The sequence below is a fragment of the Longimicrobium sp. genome (assembly GCA_036387335.1).
Classification (GTDB): Bacteria; Gemmatimonadota; Gemmatimonadetes; order Longimicrobiales; family Longimicrobiaceae; genus Longimicrobium.
This window is the reverse complement of the sequence record DASVTZ010000168.1, coordinates 1-19,784: the sequence shown is the minus strand read 5'-3', so window position 1 is coordinate 19,784 and position 19,784 is coordinate 1. Positions and strand designations below refer to the sequence as shown.

Annotated in this window: 17 protein-coding genes; 12 read left to right on the top strand and 5 right to left on the bottom strand. The window is 70.0% G+C overall.

Going from position 1 to position 19,784, the window contains the following annotated elements; all coding sequences use genetic code 11:
• Positions 1 to 115: 115 nt before the first annotated feature.
• The 4 genes from uvrC to VF647_16195 all read left to right on the top strand — a co-directional run bounded on the left by uvrC (position 116) and on the right by VF647_16195 (position 4,680).
• A complete protein-coding gene (gene uvrC, locus VF647_16210; GenBank protein ID HEX8453646.1) occupies positions 116 to 1,957 on the top strand; it encodes an excinuclease ABC subunit UvrC in 1,842 nt (613 codons plus the stop codon).
• A gap of 65 nt (positions 1,958 to 2,022) precedes the next feature.
• On the top strand, positions 2,023 to 3,018 hold the full coding sequence (locus VF647_16205; protein HEX8453645.1) for a D-alanine--D-alanine ligase: 996 nt from the start codon (positions 2,023 to 2,025) through the stop codon (positions 3,016 to 3,018).
• 98 nt (positions 3,019 to 3,116) lie between these two features.
• Positions 3,117 to 3,992 (top strand): rhomboid family intramembrane serine protease, encoded by an 876-nt coding sequence (locus VF647_16200; GenBank protein ID HEX8453644.1) that lies wholly within the window; start codon positions 3,117 to 3,119, stop codon positions 3,990 to 3,992.
• Between the two features lie 172 nt (positions 3,993 to 4,164).
• Positions 4,165 to 4,680 carry a hypothetical protein gene (locus tag VF647_16195; protein HEX8453643.1) on the top strand — a complete coding sequence of 172 codons (516 nt, stop codon included), beginning with the start codon at positions 4,165 to 4,167 and terminating at the stop codon, positions 4,678 to 4,680.
• 354 nt (positions 4,681 to 5,034) lie between these two features.
• Here the strand turns inward: VF647_16195 and VF647_16190 are convergent, their stop codons facing one another.
• Both VF647_16190 and VF647_16185 read right to left on the bottom strand, forming a co-directional pair.
• Positions 5,035 to 6,825 carry a HEAT repeat domain-containing protein gene (locus tag VF647_16190; GenBank protein ID HEX8453642.1) on the bottom strand — a complete coding sequence of 597 codons (1,791 nt, stop codon included), beginning with the start codon at positions 6,823 to 6,825 and terminating at the stop codon, positions 5,035 to 5,037.
• The gene (locus VF647_16185) at positions 6,822 to 7,589 is read right to left on the bottom strand and encodes a polyprenol monophosphomannose synthase (protein HEX8453641.1); all 768 of its coding nucleotides are present in this window, start codon (positions 7,587 to 7,589) and stop codon (positions 6,822 to 6,824) included. The genes VF647_16190 and VF647_16185 overlap by 4 nt, the downstream gene beginning before the upstream one ends.
• A 90-nt stretch (positions 7,590 to 7,679) precedes the next feature.
• On the opposite strand from VF647_16185, the gene VF647_16180 reads away from it, so the two are divergent.
• The 6 genes from VF647_16180 (at position 7,680) to VF647_16155 (ending at position 14,499) form a co-directional block, all read left to right on the top strand.
• Complete coding sequence (locus VF647_16180; protein ID HEX8453640.1) at positions 7,680 to 8,879, top strand: glycosyltransferase family 4 protein; 1,200 nt, start codon at positions 7,680 to 7,682, stop codon at positions 8,877 to 8,879.
• Between the two features lie 317 nt (positions 8,880 to 9,196).
• Complete coding sequence (locus VF647_16175; GenBank protein HEX8453639.1) at positions 9,197 to 10,075, top strand: class I SAM-dependent methyltransferase; 879 nt, start codon at positions 9,197 to 9,199, stop codon at positions 10,073 to 10,075.
• The gene (locus VF647_16170) at positions 10,072 to 11,211 is read left to right on the top strand and encodes a glycosyltransferase family 4 protein (GenBank protein HEX8453638.1); all 1,140 of its coding nucleotides are present in this window, start codon (positions 10,072 to 10,074) and stop codon (positions 11,209 to 11,211) included. Before VF647_16175 ends, VF647_16170 begins: the two co-directional genes overlap by 4 nt.
• Complete coding sequence (locus VF647_16165; GenBank protein HEX8453637.1) at positions 11,208 to 11,690, top strand: hypothetical protein; 483 nt, start codon at positions 11,208 to 11,210, stop codon at positions 11,688 to 11,690. Before VF647_16170 ends, VF647_16165 begins: the two co-directional genes overlap by 4 nt.
• Positions 11,645 to 13,591, top strand: a complete 1,947-nt coding sequence (locus VF647_16160; protein ID HEX8453636.1) for a YfhO family protein — start codon at positions 11,645 to 11,647, stop codon at positions 13,589 to 13,591. Before VF647_16165 ends, VF647_16160 begins: the two co-directional genes overlap by 46 nt.
• A complete protein-coding gene (locus VF647_16155) occupies positions 13,588 to 14,499 on the top strand; it encodes a lysylphosphatidylglycerol synthase domain-containing protein (GenBank protein HEX8453635.1) in 912 nt (303 codons plus the stop codon). Before VF647_16160 ends, VF647_16155 begins: the two co-directional genes overlap by 4 nt.
• Before the next feature lie 134 nt (positions 14,500 to 14,633).
• Here the strand turns inward: VF647_16155 and VF647_16150 are convergent, their stop codons facing one another.
• Positions 14,634 to 15,251 carry a methyltransferase domain-containing protein gene (locus VF647_16150; protein HEX8453634.1) on the bottom strand — a complete coding sequence of 206 codons (618 nt, stop codon included), beginning with the start codon at positions 15,249 to 15,251 and terminating at the stop codon, positions 14,634 to 14,636.
• 128 nt (positions 15,252 to 15,379) lie between these two features.
• Here VF647_16150 and VF647_16145 point away from each other — a divergent pair, with 128 nt between their 5' ends.
• Together VF647_16145 and greA are read left to right on the top strand one after the other, a co-directional pair.
• A complete protein-coding gene (locus VF647_16145; protein HEX8453633.1) occupies positions 15,380 to 16,441 on the top strand; it encodes a LamG-like jellyroll fold domain-containing protein in 1,062 nt (353 codons plus the stop codon).
• Between the two features lie 108 nt (positions 16,442 to 16,549).
• Positions 16,550 to 17,041 carry a transcription elongation factor GreA gene (gene greA / locus VF647_16140; protein HEX8453632.1) on the top strand — a complete coding sequence of 164 codons (492 nt, stop codon included), beginning with the start codon at positions 16,550 to 16,552 and terminating at the stop codon, positions 17,039 to 17,041.
• Positions 17,042 to 17,538: 497 nt separating this feature from the next.
• On the opposite strand, the gene VF647_16135 is transcribed toward greA, so the two are convergent.
• On the bottom strand, positions 17,539 to 18,501 hold the full coding sequence (locus tag VF647_16135) for a glycosyltransferase family 2 protein (protein ID HEX8453631.1): 963 nt from the start codon (positions 18,499 to 18,501) through the stop codon (positions 17,539 to 17,541).
• Positions 18,498 to 19,784: RNA polymerase factor sigma-54 (gene rpoN / locus VF647_16130; GenBank protein ID HEX8453630.1), on the bottom strand; the 1,287-nt coding region annotated here is incomplete at its 5' end. The genes VF647_16135 and rpoN, both read right to left, overlap by 4 nt.

Sequence of the window (19,784 nt, the reverse complement as noted above, 5' to 3'; positions counted from 1 at the left end):
GAGGGGCCGCGAGGAACGAGCGGGGGAGGGGGCCCTCCGCGGTGAGGGCTCCCCGCCGCCCTCGCGGTGTATCAACCCGCCGAAGCAACCCCGAAGCCCAGAGCAGCCGCGCACGATGTCGATCAGCTCCACCGTTGAAGCAAAGCTCCGCCACCTTCCGGCCAGCCCCGGCGTGTACCTGTTCAAGGACGCGGCGGGGGAGATCGTCTATGTGGGCAAGGCGAAGTCGCTGCGCTCCAGGGTGAGATCGTACTTCCAGGCGGGGACCACGCACTCCATCAAAACGCGCGAGCTGGTAAGGCGCGTGGAGGACCTGGAGACGATCGTGGTGGACTCGGAGCCCGAGGCGCTGATCCTGGAGAACAACCTCATCAAGGAGCACAAGCCCCGCTTCAACATCAGCCTGCGCGACGACAAGACGTACCCGTACATCAAGGTGACCGCCGAGCGCTTTCCGCGCGTGTACGTCACGCGGCGGCTGGACAAGGACGGGTCGCGCTACTTCGGGCCGTACACGGACGTGCGGCGGATGCGGCAGTCGCTGGAGTTGGTGAAGAAGCTGTACACCGTGCGCTCGTGCCGCCACGACCTGCCCAGCGCCCGCGTGGACCGGCCCTGCCTGGACCACGCCATGGGGCTGTGCATGGCGCCGTGCGTGGGGCTCCAGTCGCAGGAGGAGTACGCGGCCATGATCGCCGAGATCGTGGACGTGCTCGGCGGGCACACGCGCAGGGCGGCGGCGCGCATCAAGGAGGAGATGGCGGCCGCGGCGGCGGAGATGAACTTCGAGAGGGCAGGGGAGCTGCGCGACGCGCTCCAGCGCATGGAGTCGATGGAGCAGCGCCAGCGCGTGCTGGACATGGCGGGCTCCGACCGGGACGTCGTCGGCTTCGCGCGCGACGGGGCGGAGGGGTGCGGCGTCGTGCTGCAGATCAGGGAAGGGAAGCTGCTCGGCCGCGAAGCCCAGTTCCTCGCCAACCTCACCGACGAGAGCGACGAGGCGGCGCTGGGCGCGTTCGTCACCGCGCTCTACGCCGGGCGCGGGCAGCGCGATCCGGAGGGGATCCCGGGCGAGATCCTCCTGCCCGCGGAGATCGAGGATTGCGAGGTGCTGGCGGAGACGCTGCGCAGGCTGTGCGGCCGCGTGGTGAAGGTGAACACCCCCGAGCGCGGCAAGAAGGTCAGCCTGGTGGAGCTCGCCGCCCAGAACGCGCGCCATCTCCTCGAAGAGCGCAAGCTGATCGGCAACCGCGCGGCGGAACGGGCGCCGGACGCGCTGTACGAGCTCCAGGAGAACCTTCAGCTCCCACAGGTGCCGCGCACCCTCGTCTGCTTCGACATCTCGCACACGCAGGGCACGGAGACGGTGGCATCCGCGGTCTTCTTTGAGAACGGCGAGCCGAACAAGGGCGAGTACCGGAAGTTCCGCATCAAGGGCGACTGGGGGAACGACGACTTCGCCTCGATGCACGAGGTGGTCACGCGCTACTTCGGCCGACGCATCGACGACGGGCGGCCGCTGCCGGACCTGGCGGTGATCGACGGAGGGAAGGGGCAGCTCGGCGCCGCGCTCAAGGCGCTCGCGGAGCTGGGGCTGGACGAGCAGACGGTGATCTCGCTGGCCAAGAAGGAGGAGGAGGTGTTCCTCCCCGGCCGCCCTGATTCGGTCCGCCTGTCGAGGCGCGGCCAGGCGCTGCGGCTCTTGCAGCGGGCGCGCGACGAGGCGCACCGCTTCGCCATCAGCTACAACCGCAAGCTGCGGAGCAAGCGCACCATTCGCTCGGAGCTGTCGGAGATCCCGGGCGTGGGCGCGTCGCGGCAGAAGGCGCTGCTGGCGCGCTTCGGGTCGATGCGGGCGGTGGCGGGCGCGTCGGAGGCGGAGATCGCGGCGCTCCCGGGGTTCGGGCCGGCGCTCGCCAGAAAGGTGCTGGAGCACGTGCGCGGGCGGGCGGCGTAGGGCGCGCTTCGTGCGTTGCCCGCGGGCGCACGTGAGCGAACACCGAACCGGATCTGGAGGGTTGAATGAAGATAGCCGTGCTGATGGGGGGTACGAGCGCCGAACGCGAGGTGTCGCTGGCTTCCGGGCTGGCGGTGGTGAAGGCGCTGCGCGAGAGGGGCCACGAAGTGCGCGCCATCGACACGGCGCGCGGCTACATCCCGCAAGACCAGGAGGGCGGCCTCCTTCCCGAAGGCGTCCACTCCGCGCCGCCCACCGAGCTGGGCTCCACGCTGGAGCTGATGGCGCTCGCGAACGTCCCCGAGCTGCGCGACTCCGACGTCGCCTTCCTGGCGCTCCACGGCGGCACGGGCGAGGACGGCACCATCCAGGCGCTGCTGCAGACGGCGGGGGTGCGGTACACCGGCTCGGGACCCCTGGGCTCCGGGATCGCGATGGACAAGGACATCTCCAAGCGCCTCCTGCGCGACTCGCAGGTGCCGACGCTGCCCTGGCGCGTGGCGCGCGCGCCGGACTTCACCTACGACGCGGACACCATCGAGGACCTGATCGGCTTTCCGCTGATCGTGAAGCCTTCCAAGCAGGGCTCCAGCGTGGGCCTCTTCGTCGTCAACGACCCGGAAGAGCTGGCCAACGCCGTGCGCGAGGCGTCGCAGTTCGACACGGAGGTGATGATCGAGCGCTACGCCAAGGGCCGCGAGCTCACGGTGAGCGTGATCGGCGACCAGGCGCTGCCGCCGGTGGAGATCCGCCCCAAGAAGGGGATCTACGACTACCACTCCAAGTACACGCCCGGCATGACGGAGTACCTCTGCCCGGCGCCGCTGGAGGAGGAGCTCGTGGCGCAGATGCAGGCGTACGCGCTGCGCGCCTTCCGCGTGCTCAAGCTGCGCGGCTACGGGCGGATCGACTTCATCCTGGCCAAGGAGCAGCTCTGGTGCCTCGAGGCCAACACCCTTCCGGGGATGACCGCCACCAGCCTCTTCCCCAAGGCCGCCGCCGCGGCGGGGATGGACTTCGGGGAGCTGTGCGAACGGATCGTAACGGCCGCAGCAGGGTAACTCGATAAAGGGGCGCCTCGCACGGCACCCCGAGCGATCCGGCTCCGCCCCGCGGCACTCCGCCGCGGGGCGGCCGTTCCCACCGCGGCGCCGTTCCCATGGCCTACCGTTCTTCGTACGACTCGCCCTTTCGGAGCTCCGTCACCCCCTGGGTGGCGAAGCTCCTGATCGCGAACACCGCGATCTTCATCGTCGTGCTCCTGCTGGGCAAGACGAGCGCGGGCTCCGTCGTGCTGGACTACCTCGTACTCGACCGGGACCGCCTCCTCACGCGCCCCTGGACGGTGGTCACGTACGCGTTCACGCACGCGGAGGTCCTGCACTACCTCTTCAACATGGTGGGCCTCTTCTTCCTGGGCCCGCCGCTGGAGGACCGTTGGGGCGGCCGCGCCTTCCTGCGCTTCTACCTGGTGGCGGCGCTGGGCGGGGCGATCTTCTCGCTCTTCGTCTCGGGGAGCGTGCTGGGCGCCTCGGCCGCGGTGAACGGCCTGCTGCTGGCCTGGGCGCTGATCTGGCCCGACGCGCAGATCTACCTGTTCGGCGTGATCCCGGTGAAGGTGAAGTACCTCGCGATCGGGTTGGCGGTCATCAGCCTGCTCAACTCCGCCGGCTCGGGCCCCGGCGACGGCGTTGCGCACCTGGCGCACCTGGGCGGCTTCGTGGCGGCCTTCATTTACTTGAAGAGCCCCTGGGCGCCCAGCGAGTGGGGCGAGGTGCCGGCGCGCCCCAGCAAGCGCAAGAAGAAGGAGAACGCGCTGGCGGCGTGGGTGGGGAAGAAGCGCTCCGGCCCGCAGCCGGTCGCCTCCACGCCCGTCACCCCGCACCCCAGCGCCCCCGCCCACCGCGCCGAGCGCGAGCTGCTGGACGACGTGGACCGCATCCTCGACAAGATCTCCGCCCAGGGCCTCGGCTCCCTGACCGACGACGAGCGCAAGCGGCTGGACGAGGTGAGCAGAAGGTACAGGACGAACTGAGGCCCCACCCCCAGCGCCGCTCCGCGGCGCATCCCCCTCCCCCGAAACCGCCCGGGGGAGGGGGTTTGCGCTTGCATCGATCCGTACGATCTGCGAAGGTCACGTTTCTTGCCGCGCACCGCGTATCTTTGCCCAGCGATGCAGGCCCCTCCCTCCAGATCGGAGTCCAGCCATGACACAACCGCGGATCGTCCTCCTTCTGCTCGTCGGGTTCGTGATGGCTTGCGGCGGAGGAGGCGCAACCGCCGGAGATCAGCCGACCGCTAGGGGCGGCGGGCGGGTCCTCACCGCGCAGGAGATGGAGGGACGTGGATATGGCGACCTCTATGAAGCACTCAGCACCCTCCGCGCCGCCTGGGTGCGGGGGCGGCCCACCATCGACGTTACGGGTGAGGCCCTGGCCACCCCGCAGGTGTTCGTCGACGGGGTCCACCGAGGCGACATCGAGTACCTCCGGAAAATCGAAGTCGCCGACGTCGAATCGGTGCAGTATCTACACGCAGCCGAGGCGGTAACCGTACTGCCGCAAATGCGCACCCCCGGCCCGGCCGTCCTGGTGGTGCTGAAGCGTGGGCCGCGTACAGGTGCGGTGTGGCCAGCGGAAGGCGCTCGCTGGCCGCTTCCCATCGCGGTGAAGGAATTCGCCGACCGAGGCCGCTCACGCGAGGAGCCCGGCTCCGCCACCTGAGGCGCTTACGACCCTCCCGCTCGATTCGCGCGATCGCGCAGGCGCCTCTCCAGGACACGATCCGCGTGCGCGGCGGCACACATGATCTTCGCTGCCGTCCGCGTGGCTTACAGCGCGATTCTGGAAGTAAGTCCGCACTGGAAGGATGTTTCACGCGCGCGAGGCCGATTTGAGGGCTGAGGAAGCCCCAAACACGCCTCCGCCGCCATAAGCCGCTACTTCGTATAATACACATTATGTAAACTTAGATCGTGGAGAACCGTGGAGAAGTCGGTTGATTCTCCACTGGGCGCGGATCAGGGGGTTCGATCCCCTGCTCTGGTATGGATGGTTGGAGCGGGACGACGGAAGAGGTCAGGCGAGGGTGGCGAGGATGCGGCGGGCTTCGGCGGCGAGGTCGGCGTCGGAGCCGGTGGTGATGGAGGCGAGGACGTCGCGGGCGGCCGGGACGCCGGTGAGGCCGATCGCCTCGATGGCGCCGAGCTTGAGCGCCTTCGCCTTGCGGCCGCCGAAGAGCTGGCGCCGGTTCACGATGGCCAGCAGCGGCGGCAGCGCTTCCGCCGAGCCCGTGCGGCCCAGCGCGGCGATGGCGCCGAGCTGCAGGTCGTCGTCGGAGCTGTCGTTGAGGAAGCGCGTGAGGAACGGGATCGCCGCCGGGTCCTTGAGCGACGCCAGGCCGTGCAGCGCGGCTCGCCGTACGCCGCGGTCCGCATCCGCCAGGAGGTCCACCAGGATGCGCAACCCGCCGCGGCCGCCCAGCGTCGCGGCGGTGCGCGCGGCATCGGTGCGGACGGTAGCGTCGGCGTGGGCGGCGGCCTCGGCGGTCCAGCGAGCCGCCTGCTCGGCGTCCAACTCCGGGATGATGACGAGCTCCAGGATGGTGCGCGCGCGGGTCGGCGAATCCGCCAGGGCGCGGGTGACGGTCGGGCGCCCTGCCCCCTCGGCGCGGATCAGGCGACGAAAGATCGCCCTGCGCACCTCCGCGTCCGCCGTGCGGAAGAGGTGGCTCTCCAGCAGCGACAACGCATCCCCGCCCAGGAAAAAGAGGACATCGAGGACGCGCTCGCGCTCGCTCCCCACGAACTGGAGGAGGTCGACGACGTGCGGGAGGTTCTCCGCGGTGCCGACGCCGCGCAGCGCCTGCGCCGCGGATTCGCGGAAGAGTCGCGTGCGGTCGGTGCGCTCGGCCTCGGTGGCGAGAGCTTCGAGGAGGGCGACGGCCTGAAAGTGGTCGCCGGCGCGCAGGTGGCGCAGCGCGCTCCGGGCGCAGCTCTCGGCCAGGTCGTCGAACCGCGCCATGTTCTCGGACTCCCGCAGCCGGCGCGGGAGCGTGTCCGAGTCTTCGTCCGCGCGGTCGGAGCTCGCGCGGAAGATGTGGTACATGTCGTTCGCGCCCGGCTCTTCCGAGGCGGGCGGCGGCTCGGGCGGGCCTTTTCCCGCCGCGGGCGTCGGGGCCAGGACCACGTCGTCGTCGATGATCTCGAACGAGGACAGCTCCGAGCCGTCGTCCAGGTCCAGCGTGAAGCCGGAGTTCCAGTCGGGCGTGGGTGCGGCCGCTGTGGCAGGTACCGGCGGCGCATCCTCAACCGTGAGCAGCTCCGGCACCTCTGCAGCGGCGGCCGGCGGTACGTCAACGGCGGGGGGCGGCGCGGCAGACGATGCGGGCGGTGCCTCGATCGTCGGCGCAACGGCTTCCTCAGCCGGCGACGCGGGTACATCGGGCGAGGGCGCCGGCGCGGGCTTGTAGACCTGGCCCGTGGAGGTGCTCACGTAGATGCCGCGCGGGGCGGCGGCGCGGATGGCGCCCACGATCCCTTCGGCACCCAGCTCGGCGGGCGGGCGGGCGGCGGCCGTGAAGAGCGTCGCCAGGTCCTCCTCGCGCACATCGGGGGTGAAGCCGACGAGGCTCACGCGGTGCACGATCAACTGCCCCGCCCCGCGCAGGAACGCAGGCTCCACGGCGCCGACCCGCTCTCCCTTGGAAAGGAAGCCCGTGAACTGCACCTCCAGCACCAGCGAGCGGCGCGACGTCCAGAGCTCGCGCAGCGCCTCGTGGGCGCGCGCGGCGGCCTCGGCGGGCGGGGCCTCGCGGAGGACGGCGGCGCAGAGGGTGCGCAGGAAGCGGACGGCGGGGAGCTCGCTCACGCGGCGGGGGGCGGGAGGGCGGCGGCATCCCCGCGGGCGGAGCGGAGGCGGCCGAAGGCGGAGAGGAAGCGCAGCCGCCAGACGCGCCAGATCGCCTCGCGAAAGATCGCCTTCGACATCTTGCTCTCCCCCAGGTCGCGGTCCACGAACATGATGGGGATCTCGCCGATCCTGAAGCCCAGCTTCCAGGCGCGGAAGCTCATCTCGATCTGGAAGGAGTAGCCGTTGCTCTCCACGCGCGTCAGGTCCAGCGTGGCCAGCACCTCGCGGCGAAAGCACTTGAAGCCGCCCGTCGCGTCGGCCACCGGCAGGCCGGTCACCCAGCGGGCGTAGACGTTGGCGTAGTAGCTGAGGAGGAGGCGCGCGATGGGCCAGTTCACCACCGTCACGCGCCCTTCCAGGTAGCGCGACCCCAGCACCAGGTCGTAGTCCTCGATGGCGCTCAGGAACTGCGGAAGGTGCGCGGGGTCGTGGCTGAAGTCCGCGTCCATCTGCACGAAGACGTCGTAGCCGCGCTCGAGGCCCCAGGCGAAGCCGGCCAGGTACGCCGTCCCCAGCCCCAGCTTGCCTGCGCGGTGGATGACGTGCACGCGCCGCTCCGCCGCGGCGATCTCGTCCGCCATGGCGCCCGTTCCGTCCGGCGATCCGTCGTCCACCACCAGGATCTCCAGCCGCGCGTCGCGCGAGAGGATCGAGGGGACGAGCCGCGGGAGGTTCTCTCTCTCGTTGAACGTGGGGACGATGACGAGGGCGCGCTGCAGCAAGGGCGGAGCGGAGTTGTGCTTGAAACGGCTGGTAGGAGGCGGTACCTTGGCACGGATGTACAACATACGCCCGCCGGAGACCCCCCACAAGTGAAGGTTCTGTTCCTGGTGACGGCCTACGCCCGCCACCCCGACGACGTGATTACCCCCTGGCTCACCGAGACGATCCGGAGGCTGGCGGCGCGCGGCGTGGAGGTGGAGGTCCTCGCCCCGGCGTACCGCGGGCTGGCTTCGCAGACGGTGGACGGGGTGCGCGTGCACCGCTTCCGCTACGCCCCGCGCGCGTGGGAGACGCTGACGCACGACCAGACGGCGCCCGACCGCATCCGCGAGCGGCCCTGGTTCCTGGCGCTGGTGCCCGGCTACGTGGCGGCGGGCTCGCGGGCGGCGGCGCGGCTGGCGCGCGCGGGCGGGTTCGACGTGGTGCACGCCTTCTGGCCGATTCCGCAGGGGGTGCTGGGGCTGGCCGCGAAACGCGCCGCCGGAATCCCCCTCGTCTCCACCTTTTTCGGGGTCGAGCTGACGTGGATGGACCGCCAGTTCCCCTTCCTCGCGCCGATGCTGCGGCGGATCGTGCGCGGCTCCGATGCGGTCACCGCGATATCGACCTACACCGCCGAGCGGCTTCAGCGGGTCGCGCCGGGGGTGCGTACCGAGGTGATCCCCTTCGGCGCGGCGGTGGATGCGGCCCCTTCCCTGCCCCGTCCGCGGCCTCCTGGTTCGCGCCCCGAGCTGCTCTTCATGGGACGCCTGGTGGAGCGAAAGGGCGTGCACCTGCTCCTCGAGGCGTTATCGAGCATCCCTGGGGAGAGCCGTCCCCTCCTCCACATCGTCGGCGACGGGCCGGAGCGCGCGCGGCTGCAGGAGCTCGCCGGTGAGCTGCGGCTGGTGGACGACGTCGTCTTCCACGGCTTCGTCTCGACAGTGGAGAAGGCGGAGCGGCTGGCGGGGTGCGATGCCTTCGTCCTCCCCGCCGTGGTCGATTCCAAGGGCGACACGGAGGGATTGGGCGTGGTGCTGCTGGAGGCGATGACGTACGGCAAGCCCGTGATCGCCAGCGCCGCCGGCGGCATCGTCGACATCGTGCGCGACGGGCGCAACGGTTTCCTCGTCGCGCCCGGCGATGCGGCCGCGCTGGCAACCGCGATCCGCACGTGTGTGGAAAACCCGGAACGCGCGCGGGAGCTGGGCGCGCAGGGCCGGATCAACGTGGAGCAGGGTTTCTCGTGGGACGTGATCGCGGATCGGCTGGCTGCACTTTACACGTCCGTGTGCGCTACACGAATTTAACACTTCCGCGTTTTTAACACTTTGCGCGATACCGGCACACGTGTTCAGACGCACGGATTCTACAACCGTCGTATGTGGTAGGGGCGTGATTCATCACGCCCGTGCTCCGCGCGGGACGACACCTGTGGTCGCAGGCAGGCATCCGTTCAAGGGACAGAGACTGGAGCACACGGGCGACGGGCGCGACGAATCGCAGCCCCTACGGGTTTGTGCGACCCGATGCCCTGGCTGGTTGCTGCGCCTTTGAAAGTGCGCTACTCTAACAGGTTCGGGCTAGACGGCGGTGTGACCACGCCTCCCACAGGGAAAGCTAGAGAGTGAGCGAGATCGAGCGCGGAGCGGAGCCCCGCTATCGCGAGATGCTGGAAAAGGATCGCGAGCGCTGGTGGCAGTCCGAGAACTGGGACAAGTGGGCCGAGCACTACGTCAGCGAGTACCCGCGCGGCCACTTCATCCTGGAGACGCTCCGGCGGTACGCGCCCGAGCTGCGCATCGAGGGCGCGCGCGTGCTGGACGTGGGGTGCGGGGACGCGGGGGTGCTCATCGCCTTCGCGGAGGCGGGGGCGGTGTGCAGCGGGATCGAGCCGGACGCGCGCAGCCTGGAGCGCGGCGCCCTGCGCGCGGAGGAGCACGGCGTGCGGGTGGAGCTGCGCCAGAGCTTCGCCGAGCAGATTCCCTTCGCGGACGGCGCGTTCGACCTGGTGCTGCTGGACAACGTGCTAGAGCACGTGCGCGACCGTGAGCAGACGCTGGCCGAGATCCGGCGTGTGCTGCGTCCCGGCGGCCTCCTCTACCTCGTAACGCCCAAGCCGTTCGCGCTCTACAGCGTGTGGAGCGACCCGCACTACGCGATGACGGGGCTGGTGCTGATGCCGCGCGCCATGCAGGTGTGGTACTTCGAGAAGCTGCGCCGCGGCGGCGAGGGGAACTACGGCGTCGGCGTCATCCCGACGCGCTGGGGGGTGCTCAGGATGCTGCGCCGCCACGGCTTCCGCTCCCTGGTCTCGCCGCGCACGCTGTGGATCCACTACCTGCGCCGCAAGATCGAGGCGCCGGCGGGGCTCTCCACCGGGCTCAAGAGCAGGGTGGGGCGCTGGGTGGCGGCGCGGCCGTGGGTGACGGACACGGGTCCGCTCCGCTGGGCGTGGGACGTGGCGATCGGCTCCAACTTCTTCATCGCGCGGCGCGAGGAGTGAGCGCGCGGATGGGGGTGCTGCACTTCATCTACGACGACCCCGCCAACCCCTGGGTCGGCGGCGGCGGCGCGCACCGGGTGCGGGAGATCTACCGCCGGCTGACGGACCAGGTGGACGCCGTCGTGGTGACCGGCAACTTTCCCGGCGCGCGCGACGAGACGGTGGACGGGGTGCGTTACGCGCGGCTGGGCGCCGCGCGGCCGTACTCGTGGAGCCGCCTCACGTACGCGGCGTCCGCGAGCCGGCTGCTGGCGGCTGGCGGGTACGACGCGGCCATCTTCGACTTCTCGGTGTACACGCCCATCCTCCTCCCGCGCGGACGGCCGGCGGGGCTGGTGGTGCACATGCTCCACGGCCCTACCGCGGGCGACCGCTTCGGCAAGCCGCTGGGGCGCGCGGTCACCGCCGCGGAGAACGCGGGGCTGCGGCAGGCGCGGTGGATCAGCACCACGTCGCGCTGGATGGAGGAGCAGCTGCGCGACATCGTGAGCCCCGAGGCGCGGGTGGTGCGGGTGGGGAGCGGAGTACCGGACGAGTTCACGCGGGTGCAGCGCGCCGAGCGCGACTTCCTCCTCTACTACGGCCGCTTCGATCTGTACCAGAAGGGCATCGACACGGTGCTCGACTCCTTCGCGCGGATCGCGCCGCAGCGCCCCGATCTCCGCCTGGTGCTCGCGGGGCGCGGCAAGGACGAGGGGCGTGTCCGCGAGCTGGCCGCGGGGCTGGGGCTGGGGGAGCGCGTGGAGATCCGCGCCGGCGCAGAGCGCGCGGAGGTGCTGGAGCTGCTCTCCGGCGCCCTCCTGCTGCTGATGCCGTCGCGCGTGGAGGGGCTGCCGATGGTGCCGGCCGAGGCGATGGCGGCGGGAGTGCCGGTCGTCGCGGCCGACGTCGCGGCGGTGGGCGAGGTGGTCGCGCCGCCGGCAGGAGGGGTGCTGGTGCCGCCGGATGACGCCGAAGCGCTCGCCCGCGCCGCGCTCGAACTGCTGGACGATACTCAACGCCGGGCGCGGGTCAGCGCCACCGCGCGCGAGTCTGCCCGGCGCTTCTCGTGGGACAACGTAGCATCCGCTCACCTCGAATTCCTGGAGGCGATCGCCGCGGCGGCGCCTCCCCATGCCCGAGAAATCCGCAGATGAACAAGCCGAGCAGGACGCCCCGCGCCACGCAGCCCCCGCCGAGCAAGCCCGTTGCCGTTGCGCCCGTGGAGGGGCGATTCCCCGGCACCGGGCTGGCGGCCGCGATCTACTTCGGCCTCGCGCTCCTGTACTTCTTCCCCGCCTTCATGCCGGGGAGCGCCATCTTCGGGACGGACTGGCTGGCGGGCGGCTACTTCTTCCACGAGTTCATCTCGCAGAGCTTCTCGCGCGGCGAGATCCCCGCCTGGGTGCCCGAGGTGTACGGCGGGCTTCCCAACTTCGCCAACCCGGGGAGCACCTTCTACCCGTTCCGCTTCCTGGCCGACGCCATCTTCCCCGTCTCCAGGATCTGGCCGGCGCTGTTCGTCATCCAGTTCGGGCTGGCGGGGCTGGGCGCGTACCTCCTGTCGCGCGAGCTGGGACGAGGCGGTGGGTGGCGTTCGTGGCGGGGCTGGCGTTCCAGTTCACCGGCATCCTGATGTCGTGGGTGTTCGCGGGGCACGAGGGGCGGATCATCGTGGGCAGCTTCGCGCCGCTCGCGTTCTACTTCGTGCACATGGGCGTGCGCACGCGCCGGGTGGCGCCGTTCGTCGGGCTGGCGTTCTGCATCTCCTGCTCGCTGCTCAGCTTCCAGCTCCAGACCGCGTACTACCTCCTGATCGCGGTGGCGATCTGGGCCGCGTTCTGCATGTGGCACCTGGGGTCGTTCCAGCGCCGTCCGGTGGCGCTGCGCACGCTGGCGTACGGGGTGCTGGCCATCGCGTTCGCCTTCGTGAGCGCGTCGGTCATCCTCCTCCCGTTCCTGGACTACGTGGATCAGTCGCCGCGCGGCGGCGGCGGGCGCGGGTACGAGTACGCCACCTCGTACGCCTTCCCCCCGCGCGAGATCACCGCGCTGGCGGTTCCGGAGGAGGTGGGGTTCATCGGCACGTACACGGGCACCAACCCGCTGAAGCTGCACACGGAGTACATGGGTGCCACCGTGCTCCTGCTGGTGGCGCTCGGCTTCCGCTACTCGCGGCGCAACCGCTACTTCTGGTTCTTTTTCGGGCTGGCGCTCTTCACCCTGTCCATCGCGTTCGGCGGGCACACGCCCATCTACCGGCTCTGGTACGAGATATTACCGGGGACGAAGAAGTTCCGCGCGCCGTCGGTATCGCTCTTCCTGCTGTCGATGTCGATGGTGGCGATGGCGACCGTCACGCTGGAGGCGCTCGCATCGATGCTGGACGCGCGCAATGCCCGGCGGACGCTGCGGGCCAGCACCGAGCCGGACCCGCAGATGGCGCCCGCCCTGTGGATCATGGCCGGGGTGGTCGGCGTCGGGGTGGTGCTGGGGATCATGGCCTCCTCGCCGGCGCCGGGCGCGCAGGGGCCCGGCCCGGGCGGGCTCGCCTTCCGCTTCGCGCTCTTCGCGGCGGCCATCGCGGGGGTGCTGTGGGCGTGGATGGGCGGGCGGATGGGACGCGCGATCGTCCCCGTGCTCGCCTTCCTGACGGTGCTGGACCTGTGGATCGTGGACCGCAAATTCTTTGAGACGGTGCCGCCGCCGGAGGCGATGTTCGCGGCGGACGACGTGGTGGAGTTCCTGAAGTCGCAGCAGGGCCGCGACCGCGTCTTCGTGCTCCCCGTGCCGCCGGAGGGGGTGTACCGCGGGCAGATCAACAACTACCTGATGCGCTTCAACCTGGATCAGGCCGCCGGCGAGCACGGCAACCAGCTTCAGCGCTGGAACCAGCTTCTGGGCGCCGGCGAGCAGACGTACGTGGACTACCACAACTTCCTGGGCGCGCCCGGCATCCTCCGCGCGAGCAACATCCGCTGGCTGATCGCGGGCGTGGAGCTGCAGGGGATGCGCGAGGCGTACCGCGGCTCCGCGCTCGTGTACGAGAATCCCAACGCCCTTCCCCGCGCCTACCTGGTGCCGCGGGCGGTGAGCGCGCCGGGTGAGTCCGCGCTGCCGCAGATGGAGCGGCCGGACTGGGACGCGGCGGAGGTGGCGTACGTGGACGGCAGCGTCCAGCTCCCGGAAGGTCCTCTGACCAGCACGGTGCAGGTGCAGCGCTACGAGCCGAACCGGGTGGAGGTGTCCACCAGCGCCAACCGCGCCGCGCTCCTGGTGCTGGCCGACAACTGGTACCAGGACTGGAAGGTACGGGTGGACGGCCGCGAGGCGGAGCTGCTGCGCACCAACCACACGCTGCGCGGCGTCGTGGTGCCCGCCGGCGCCCACCGCGTAACCTTTACCTTCGAGCCGGCGGCGCTCTACACCGGCTGGTACCTGTACCTGGCGTGCATGGCGATCTTCGCGGCGTACGGGCTCTACCTGCTGGCGACGCACTTCCGCGGGCGGCGCGCTCGGCCGGCGCCGGCGGAGTGACGATCTCCCCGAAGGTGCGGCGATGGTTGGCGGCGGCGCTGGTACTGGCCGCCGCCGCCTTTATCGTGCGCCGCATCGTGCGCGACATGGACCAGCTGCGCACGTTCGAGTGGACGCTGCGGCCGGGCCTCCTCGTTCTCTCGGTGCTCCTGCTCTCGGTGGTGCTGCTGTGGGGAGTGGTGGTGTGGCGGCTGGTGCTGCGGACTTGCGGGCTGCGGGTGCCGTTCCGGCCGCTGGCGCGCGCGTGGTTCCTCTCCAACCTCAGCCGCTACATCCCGGGCGTGGTGTGGCAGTTCCTGACGCTGGCGCAGCTCGGCCCCGCCGTGGGGCTGACCCCGGCGATCACGGTGATGTCGCTGCTCGTCCAGATGGGCTTCCTCCTCCTCTCCGCCGGGGCCGTGGGCGTCTGGCTCCTCCCGCTGGAGCTGGCCGGGGTGCTCGCCCCCTTCCTCCCCGCGCTGCGCTGGATGGCGCCGCTCACCCTGCTGGCCGTGCACCCGCGCGTGATCGCGGCGGGGCTGCGCGTGGCCGGGCGCGTGACGAAGCGCGAGATGCCGCGGTGGGAGGGAAGCTGGCTCGGCGGGCTGGGGATCCTGCTTCTCTCGGCGCTCTCGTGGTGCCTCTACGGCGGCGCCTTCTACCTCTTCCTGAGCGCCTTCGTCACGCTCCCGCTCTCCGCGCTGGGCGCGGTGACGGCGATGAACGCGCTGGCCTTCATCGTGGGCTACGTGGTGGTGATCGCGCCGGCGGGTGCGGGGTTCAAGGAAGGCGCGCTCGCCCTCCTCCTCGCGGGCCTGGTGCCCCCGGGCGTGGGCGCCGCGCTCGCCGTCGCCGCGCGCCTCTGGACCATCGTCGGCGAAGCGCTCCCTGCCCTCCTCCTCGCGGCCCGCCGCCGTGCTACGGAATAGGTGTCTCACGCGGAGACGCGGAGGCGCAGAGACCCGCAACTGCTTTGGCTCACACAGAGACACAGAGACACAGAGAGAACCGCAACAAAGGATTTCTCTGCGGCTTCTCTATGTGAGGCTTTTCTCCGTCGCGCTCAGGGAGGAGGCCGCTTGCGTGCCACGGTGATGGTATCGTACGCGGCTTCGACGGGGAACTTCACCGTCGCGTTCAGCATGCCGATCAGGCCGGAGAGGCGCTGGAAGACCTGCTGCTTGCGGACGAGCCGCGGGGCGCGCTTCTCGATCCCCTGCATCTCGATGCTCCCCCACTCGCTGAGCACCACGTCGAGCCCGGCGTCGTCGCTCAGGGCGCGCATCCCCTCCGGGTAGATCCGCCAGCAGTCCACCGGCGACTCGTGGTAGTGCCAGCTCACGGGGTTGATGGTGATCACCACCCCGCCCGGCCGGCACACGCGGCTCAGCTCCGGCATCCAGCGCCAGATCTTGCGCACGTGCTCGATCACCTGGGCCGAGAACACGATGTCGTAGCTGTCGTCCGCCACCGGAAACTCGTACTCGGACTTGGCCAGGTACGTGAGCGGCACGTCGGTGCGCGGAAAGGCGTCCAGCGTGTCCCAGCACGCGAACTCCGCCTCCAGCAGCGAGCGATAGGTGGACGGGTGGCGGTCGGGCCCGATCTCCAGGACCCGCGCGCCCGGCGTGAAAAACGACTTCGCGTAGTGCTGGAAGAGACGGGTGCTGTTCTTGTGCATCGGATGGTGTCGGGGCGAAGCGGGTGGCCTGGCTGGATCGTGCGTCAGAATAACCCGCCGCCGTGGAAAAGACGATAGAGGCAACGTTCTTGCTCAGCTCCGTGGACTTCCCTCACCGGAGCTGATTTATGATCGCGCATCTACGATTCGGCGGCTGTGCCCTTCTCCTGGCCGCGGCGGCGTGCAAAGGCGGAACCACTTCCGAGCCGCCCGGACCGCCCGTGGAGGTGCGCGCCGTTGCCGGCGCATCGGCCTCCGCACCGTTCGCTTCCGATGTCGCGGTGCCCCTGACGGCTCGGGTTCTCGACGCGCGAGGGAAAGGAGTTCCCGGCGTGACGGTGGAGTGGTCCGCAAGCAGCGGAACCGTCACCCCTGCCCAGGTCGTATCCGGCGCGGACGGCAGTGTGAGCGCATCGTGGACCCCGGCGACGGCGATCGGGCAATACACCGTCTCGGCCACGGCGGTCACCACGGCGGGTCCGCGCTCCGCCACCTTTTCGGTCGCGGCGCTCGCTCCGCGCGCGCTCCGCTTCGACGGCGTCGACGACTACGTGCAGGTCCCCAACAGTCCCACCATCGCGCCCGGCACGGGCGACTTCACCTGGGAGATCTGGCTGAAGCGCGACCGCACCGGGACGCGTGAAGACGTGATGACGAGAAAGGACGTGTTCGCCGACTCCGAGCACGACGTCGCGATCTACTTCGACGAATTCGACCGGGTGAACGCCTTCGCGAGGGATCACCCGAACTCCAACACGACGATCGTCACCTCCACCGCCCGGGTCGGGACCGACTGGACTCACGTGGCGATCGTCCGCTCCTTTGCGGCTTTCCACCTGTACGTGAACGGCGTGCTGCAGCGGACGGGGTTCGCTTCCTTCATCCTGACGACCAACGGACCGCTCCGCATCGGCGCCAACCGCGTGAACAACACGGGGCCGGACGGGGCGCCGGTCTTTGCGTTCGCGGGCCTGGTGCACGAGGTGCGGGTCTGGAGATCGGCCCGCACCGCCGATCAGATCGCCGAGGCAGCGAGGGGCTGCGTGGCGCGGCAGCAGTTCGGGCTGATCGCGGACTACCGGTTCGACGAAGGGGCGGGAACGATCGTCCGGGACGCCAGCGGGAGCGGGAACGACGGCACGCTGCGCAACGGGCCCACCTGGGTGCCAGGGGCCAACCGCTGCGCGTAGTGGGCCGTCGCTGGCGCGATGAGGGCTGGCGCTGTTACATTATGGATTGGTCCCCTTGTGCGCCCCGCATACTGCGGGGCGCACGCTACGTTTTTACCAAGTGCGACGATGCTGGAAGAGCTCAAGAACAAGCTGGGCGAAGAGATCGAACGGCTCACGCACGAGCTCCAAGTGACGCTGCCGCAGGCGATCAAAAAGGCGGTGGAGCATGGCGACCTCCGGGAGAACTCGGAGTACAAGGCGGCGCTGGAGCGGCAGCAGTTCGTGCAGGCGCGCCTCAACCACCTGACGCGCCGCGCCGGCGAGCTCTCCAAGATCGACATGTCGCAGATCCCCTCGGACCGGATCGGCTTCGGCTCGCGCGTGACCGTCGTTGACATGCGCACCCGCGAGGAGGAGACGTACTCGCTCGTCTTCGGCGACTACATCGACATCGACAGCGGCCAGATCTCGGTGGCGTCGCCGCTCGGGCAGGCGCTGATGGGGAAGAAGAAGGGCGAGACCGTGTCCCTCACCCTTCCGCGCGGCGAGCGCAAGCTCAAGATCAAGTCGATGACCACGCTCGCGCAGATGGCGGAGAGCAAGGAAGACGAGGGCTGAGCCTGGTCTTCGGATGCGCGTGACGGAAGAGGCCCCCGGCGATGTGCCGGGGGCCTTTTTGCGGGCGGAGGGGCCCCCTCCCCCGCTCGTTCCTCGCGGCCCCTCCCCCAAAACAACCTGGGGGAGGGGCGTGCGCGTGCATCTGGCCGCGCCACACGAATCTCGCACCGGCGCGGTTTATCGCGCCCGTGCCTGGCCGGCGCAGGGGCCCACGTTGCAGGGCGCGTCGTCCCGGCGGGCACGGGCAGCCACGTGGGGCAGCCCCTACGTGGGTCGGTGTGCGCAGCGGTGGTCGGAGCGTGGCGGGCGGTGGGCAGACACGCAGGTCTGCCCCTACGGGCAGGGGTGTAAAGGGCGGGCGGCGGAGCAGCGTCAGGCACGGGCGCGATAAATCGCGCCCCTACGGGATCTCTGCGGCGCGCACGGTTGTCTCCCCCTCACCCGCCCTGCGCCCCCGCAGGCGGGGGAGGGGGCCGGGGGGAGGGGGCCCTCCCCTTCTACCGCCGCCGCAGCTGGTGCACCTCGGACCGCAGCGTGGCGATCAGCTCGGCCATGAAGCCGAAACCGAACAGGACCACGCCCACCGTCTCCAGCAGCACCACCAGGGTCAGCAGGGGGCGGAAGCCGAAGGGGGGCATCCAGTTGCCGATGCGGAGGACCACCGTCACCAGGCCCACCAGGATGCCGAGGAGGATCAGCGCGAGGCCGCCGCCGCCAAAGAACTGCATCGGCTTTTCGGTGAACTTCAGGTAGAACCAGACGACGACCAGGTCGCCGACGCCCACCAGCACGCGGCCGCGGCCGGAGTACTTGGCCACCCCCGCGCGGCGCGGAAAGAGCTCGATGTCCATCTCGGACACCGAGTAGCCCTGGTCGTGCGCCAGCACCACGAAGAAGCGGTGCCAGTCGTGGCGCAGCGGGATCTCGCGCAGGATCTCCGTGCGGAACGCCTTCATCGAGTTGAGGTCGCGCGCGGGGACCTGGAAGAGGCGCTGCGACAGGCGGTTGTAGATGCCGCTCACCGCCGCCTTCTCGTAGTTCCCCACCTTGCGCCCGCACACGATGTCCGACCCCGTATCGGCCAGTTGGGCCAGGAAGCGCGGGATCTCCTCCGTGGAGTGCTGCAGGTCCGCGTCGAAGAGGACGAGGTACTCGGCCTCTGCGGCGAGGGCGCCGGTGACCATCGCCTCCGTCTTTCCCTGGTTGCGCCGGTGCCGCAGCACCTTGACGCGCGGAAAGCCGGCGCTCTCGCGCTGGGCGGCGTCGAAGGTGCCGTCGCGCGAGCCGTCGTCCACCAGGATCACCTCGCCGCCCAGCCGGTGCCGCGCGAAGGTCTCACGCAGCTCACGGAAGAGCGCCTCCATGTTCTCCGCCTCGTCGAAGGCGGGCACCAGCACGGCGAAGTCGGTCCGCAGCCGGTCCGGAATCGCCAGCGCGGCGGGCGCGACGGCGTTGGTCACACGCGCTTGCGCATCCGCGCGGACAGGATCCCGAGCTGGTCGCGGTACTTGGCCACGGTGCGGCGGGCGATCTGGATGCCGTCGTCCTTGAGGATGTTGACGATGGCCTGGTCGGTGAGCGGGTGCGCCGGGTCTTCCTCGCCCACCAGCTTCTCGATCTGCGCCTTGATGCCTCGCGCCGACACGTCCTCGCCGCTCGTGGTCGACAGGCCGCTGGAGAAGAAGAACTTCAGCGGAAAGACGCCGCGCGGCGTCTGCACGAACTTCTCGTTGGTCACGCGAGAAACCGTCGACTCGTGCATGTCGATCACCTCGGCCACCTCGCGCAGGGTGAGCGGCTTGAGGTACTGCACGCCCTTGTCGAAGAAGTCGCGCTGCCGGTCGACGATGAAGTTCATCACCTTGAGCATCGTCTGGCGGCGCTGCTCGATCGCCTGGATCATCCAGTTGGCCGAATTCAGCTTGTTGGAGATGAACTCCTTGTTCTCGCCCACGAACTTCTTCTTGTCCTTGGCGATGTCGCGGTAGGTGCGCGACAGCTTCAGACGCGGCAGGCTGGTGTCGTTGAGGAAGACGAGGTACTCGCCCTCGATCTTCTCCACGATGAGGTCCGGGATGATGTAGTTGTCGCCGCCGCTGGCGTACTTCAGGCCCGGCTTGGGGTCCAGCTTCGCCACCTCGTCCGCCGCGTTCTGCACGTCGCGCGGGGTGATGGAGAGCTCCTTGGAGATCTCGCTCCAGCGGTGGTTGATGAGCTGGTCGAAGTACTGATCCACGATGCGGAAGGCCAGGCTCTCCTCCATCCGGCGCCGGATCTCGTCCAGCGGCGGGTCGCCCTCCCCCGTCTCGTGCACCAGCTCCTGCACCACGCTGTCGCGAAGCTGCAGCAGGATGCACTCGCGCAGGTCGCGCGCGGCGATCCCCGGCGGGTCGAAGCCCTGCACCACGCGCAGCATCCCCTCCACTTCCTCGAGGGTGTAGCCCCTGGTGGAGCCCCACTCACCGCTCTCGCGCACGAAGTCGTTGAGCGAATCGACGATGTCGTGCAGCGTGCAGGTGAGGTACCCCTCGTCCGAGATGTTGCCGATGATCTCCTCGCCCAGCAGGAGCTCGCGCTCGGAGAGGCGCAGCAGGGTGAGCTGGTCGTGCAGGTGGTCGCCCAGGTCCTTGGTGTCCACCGACACGGGCTCGTAGTACTCCCGCTCCTCGTACTCCTCGCGGCGGCCGCCGGTCTCGAAGCCGTTCAGGAGGATCTCCTCCCAGTCGATCTCGTCGTCCTCCGT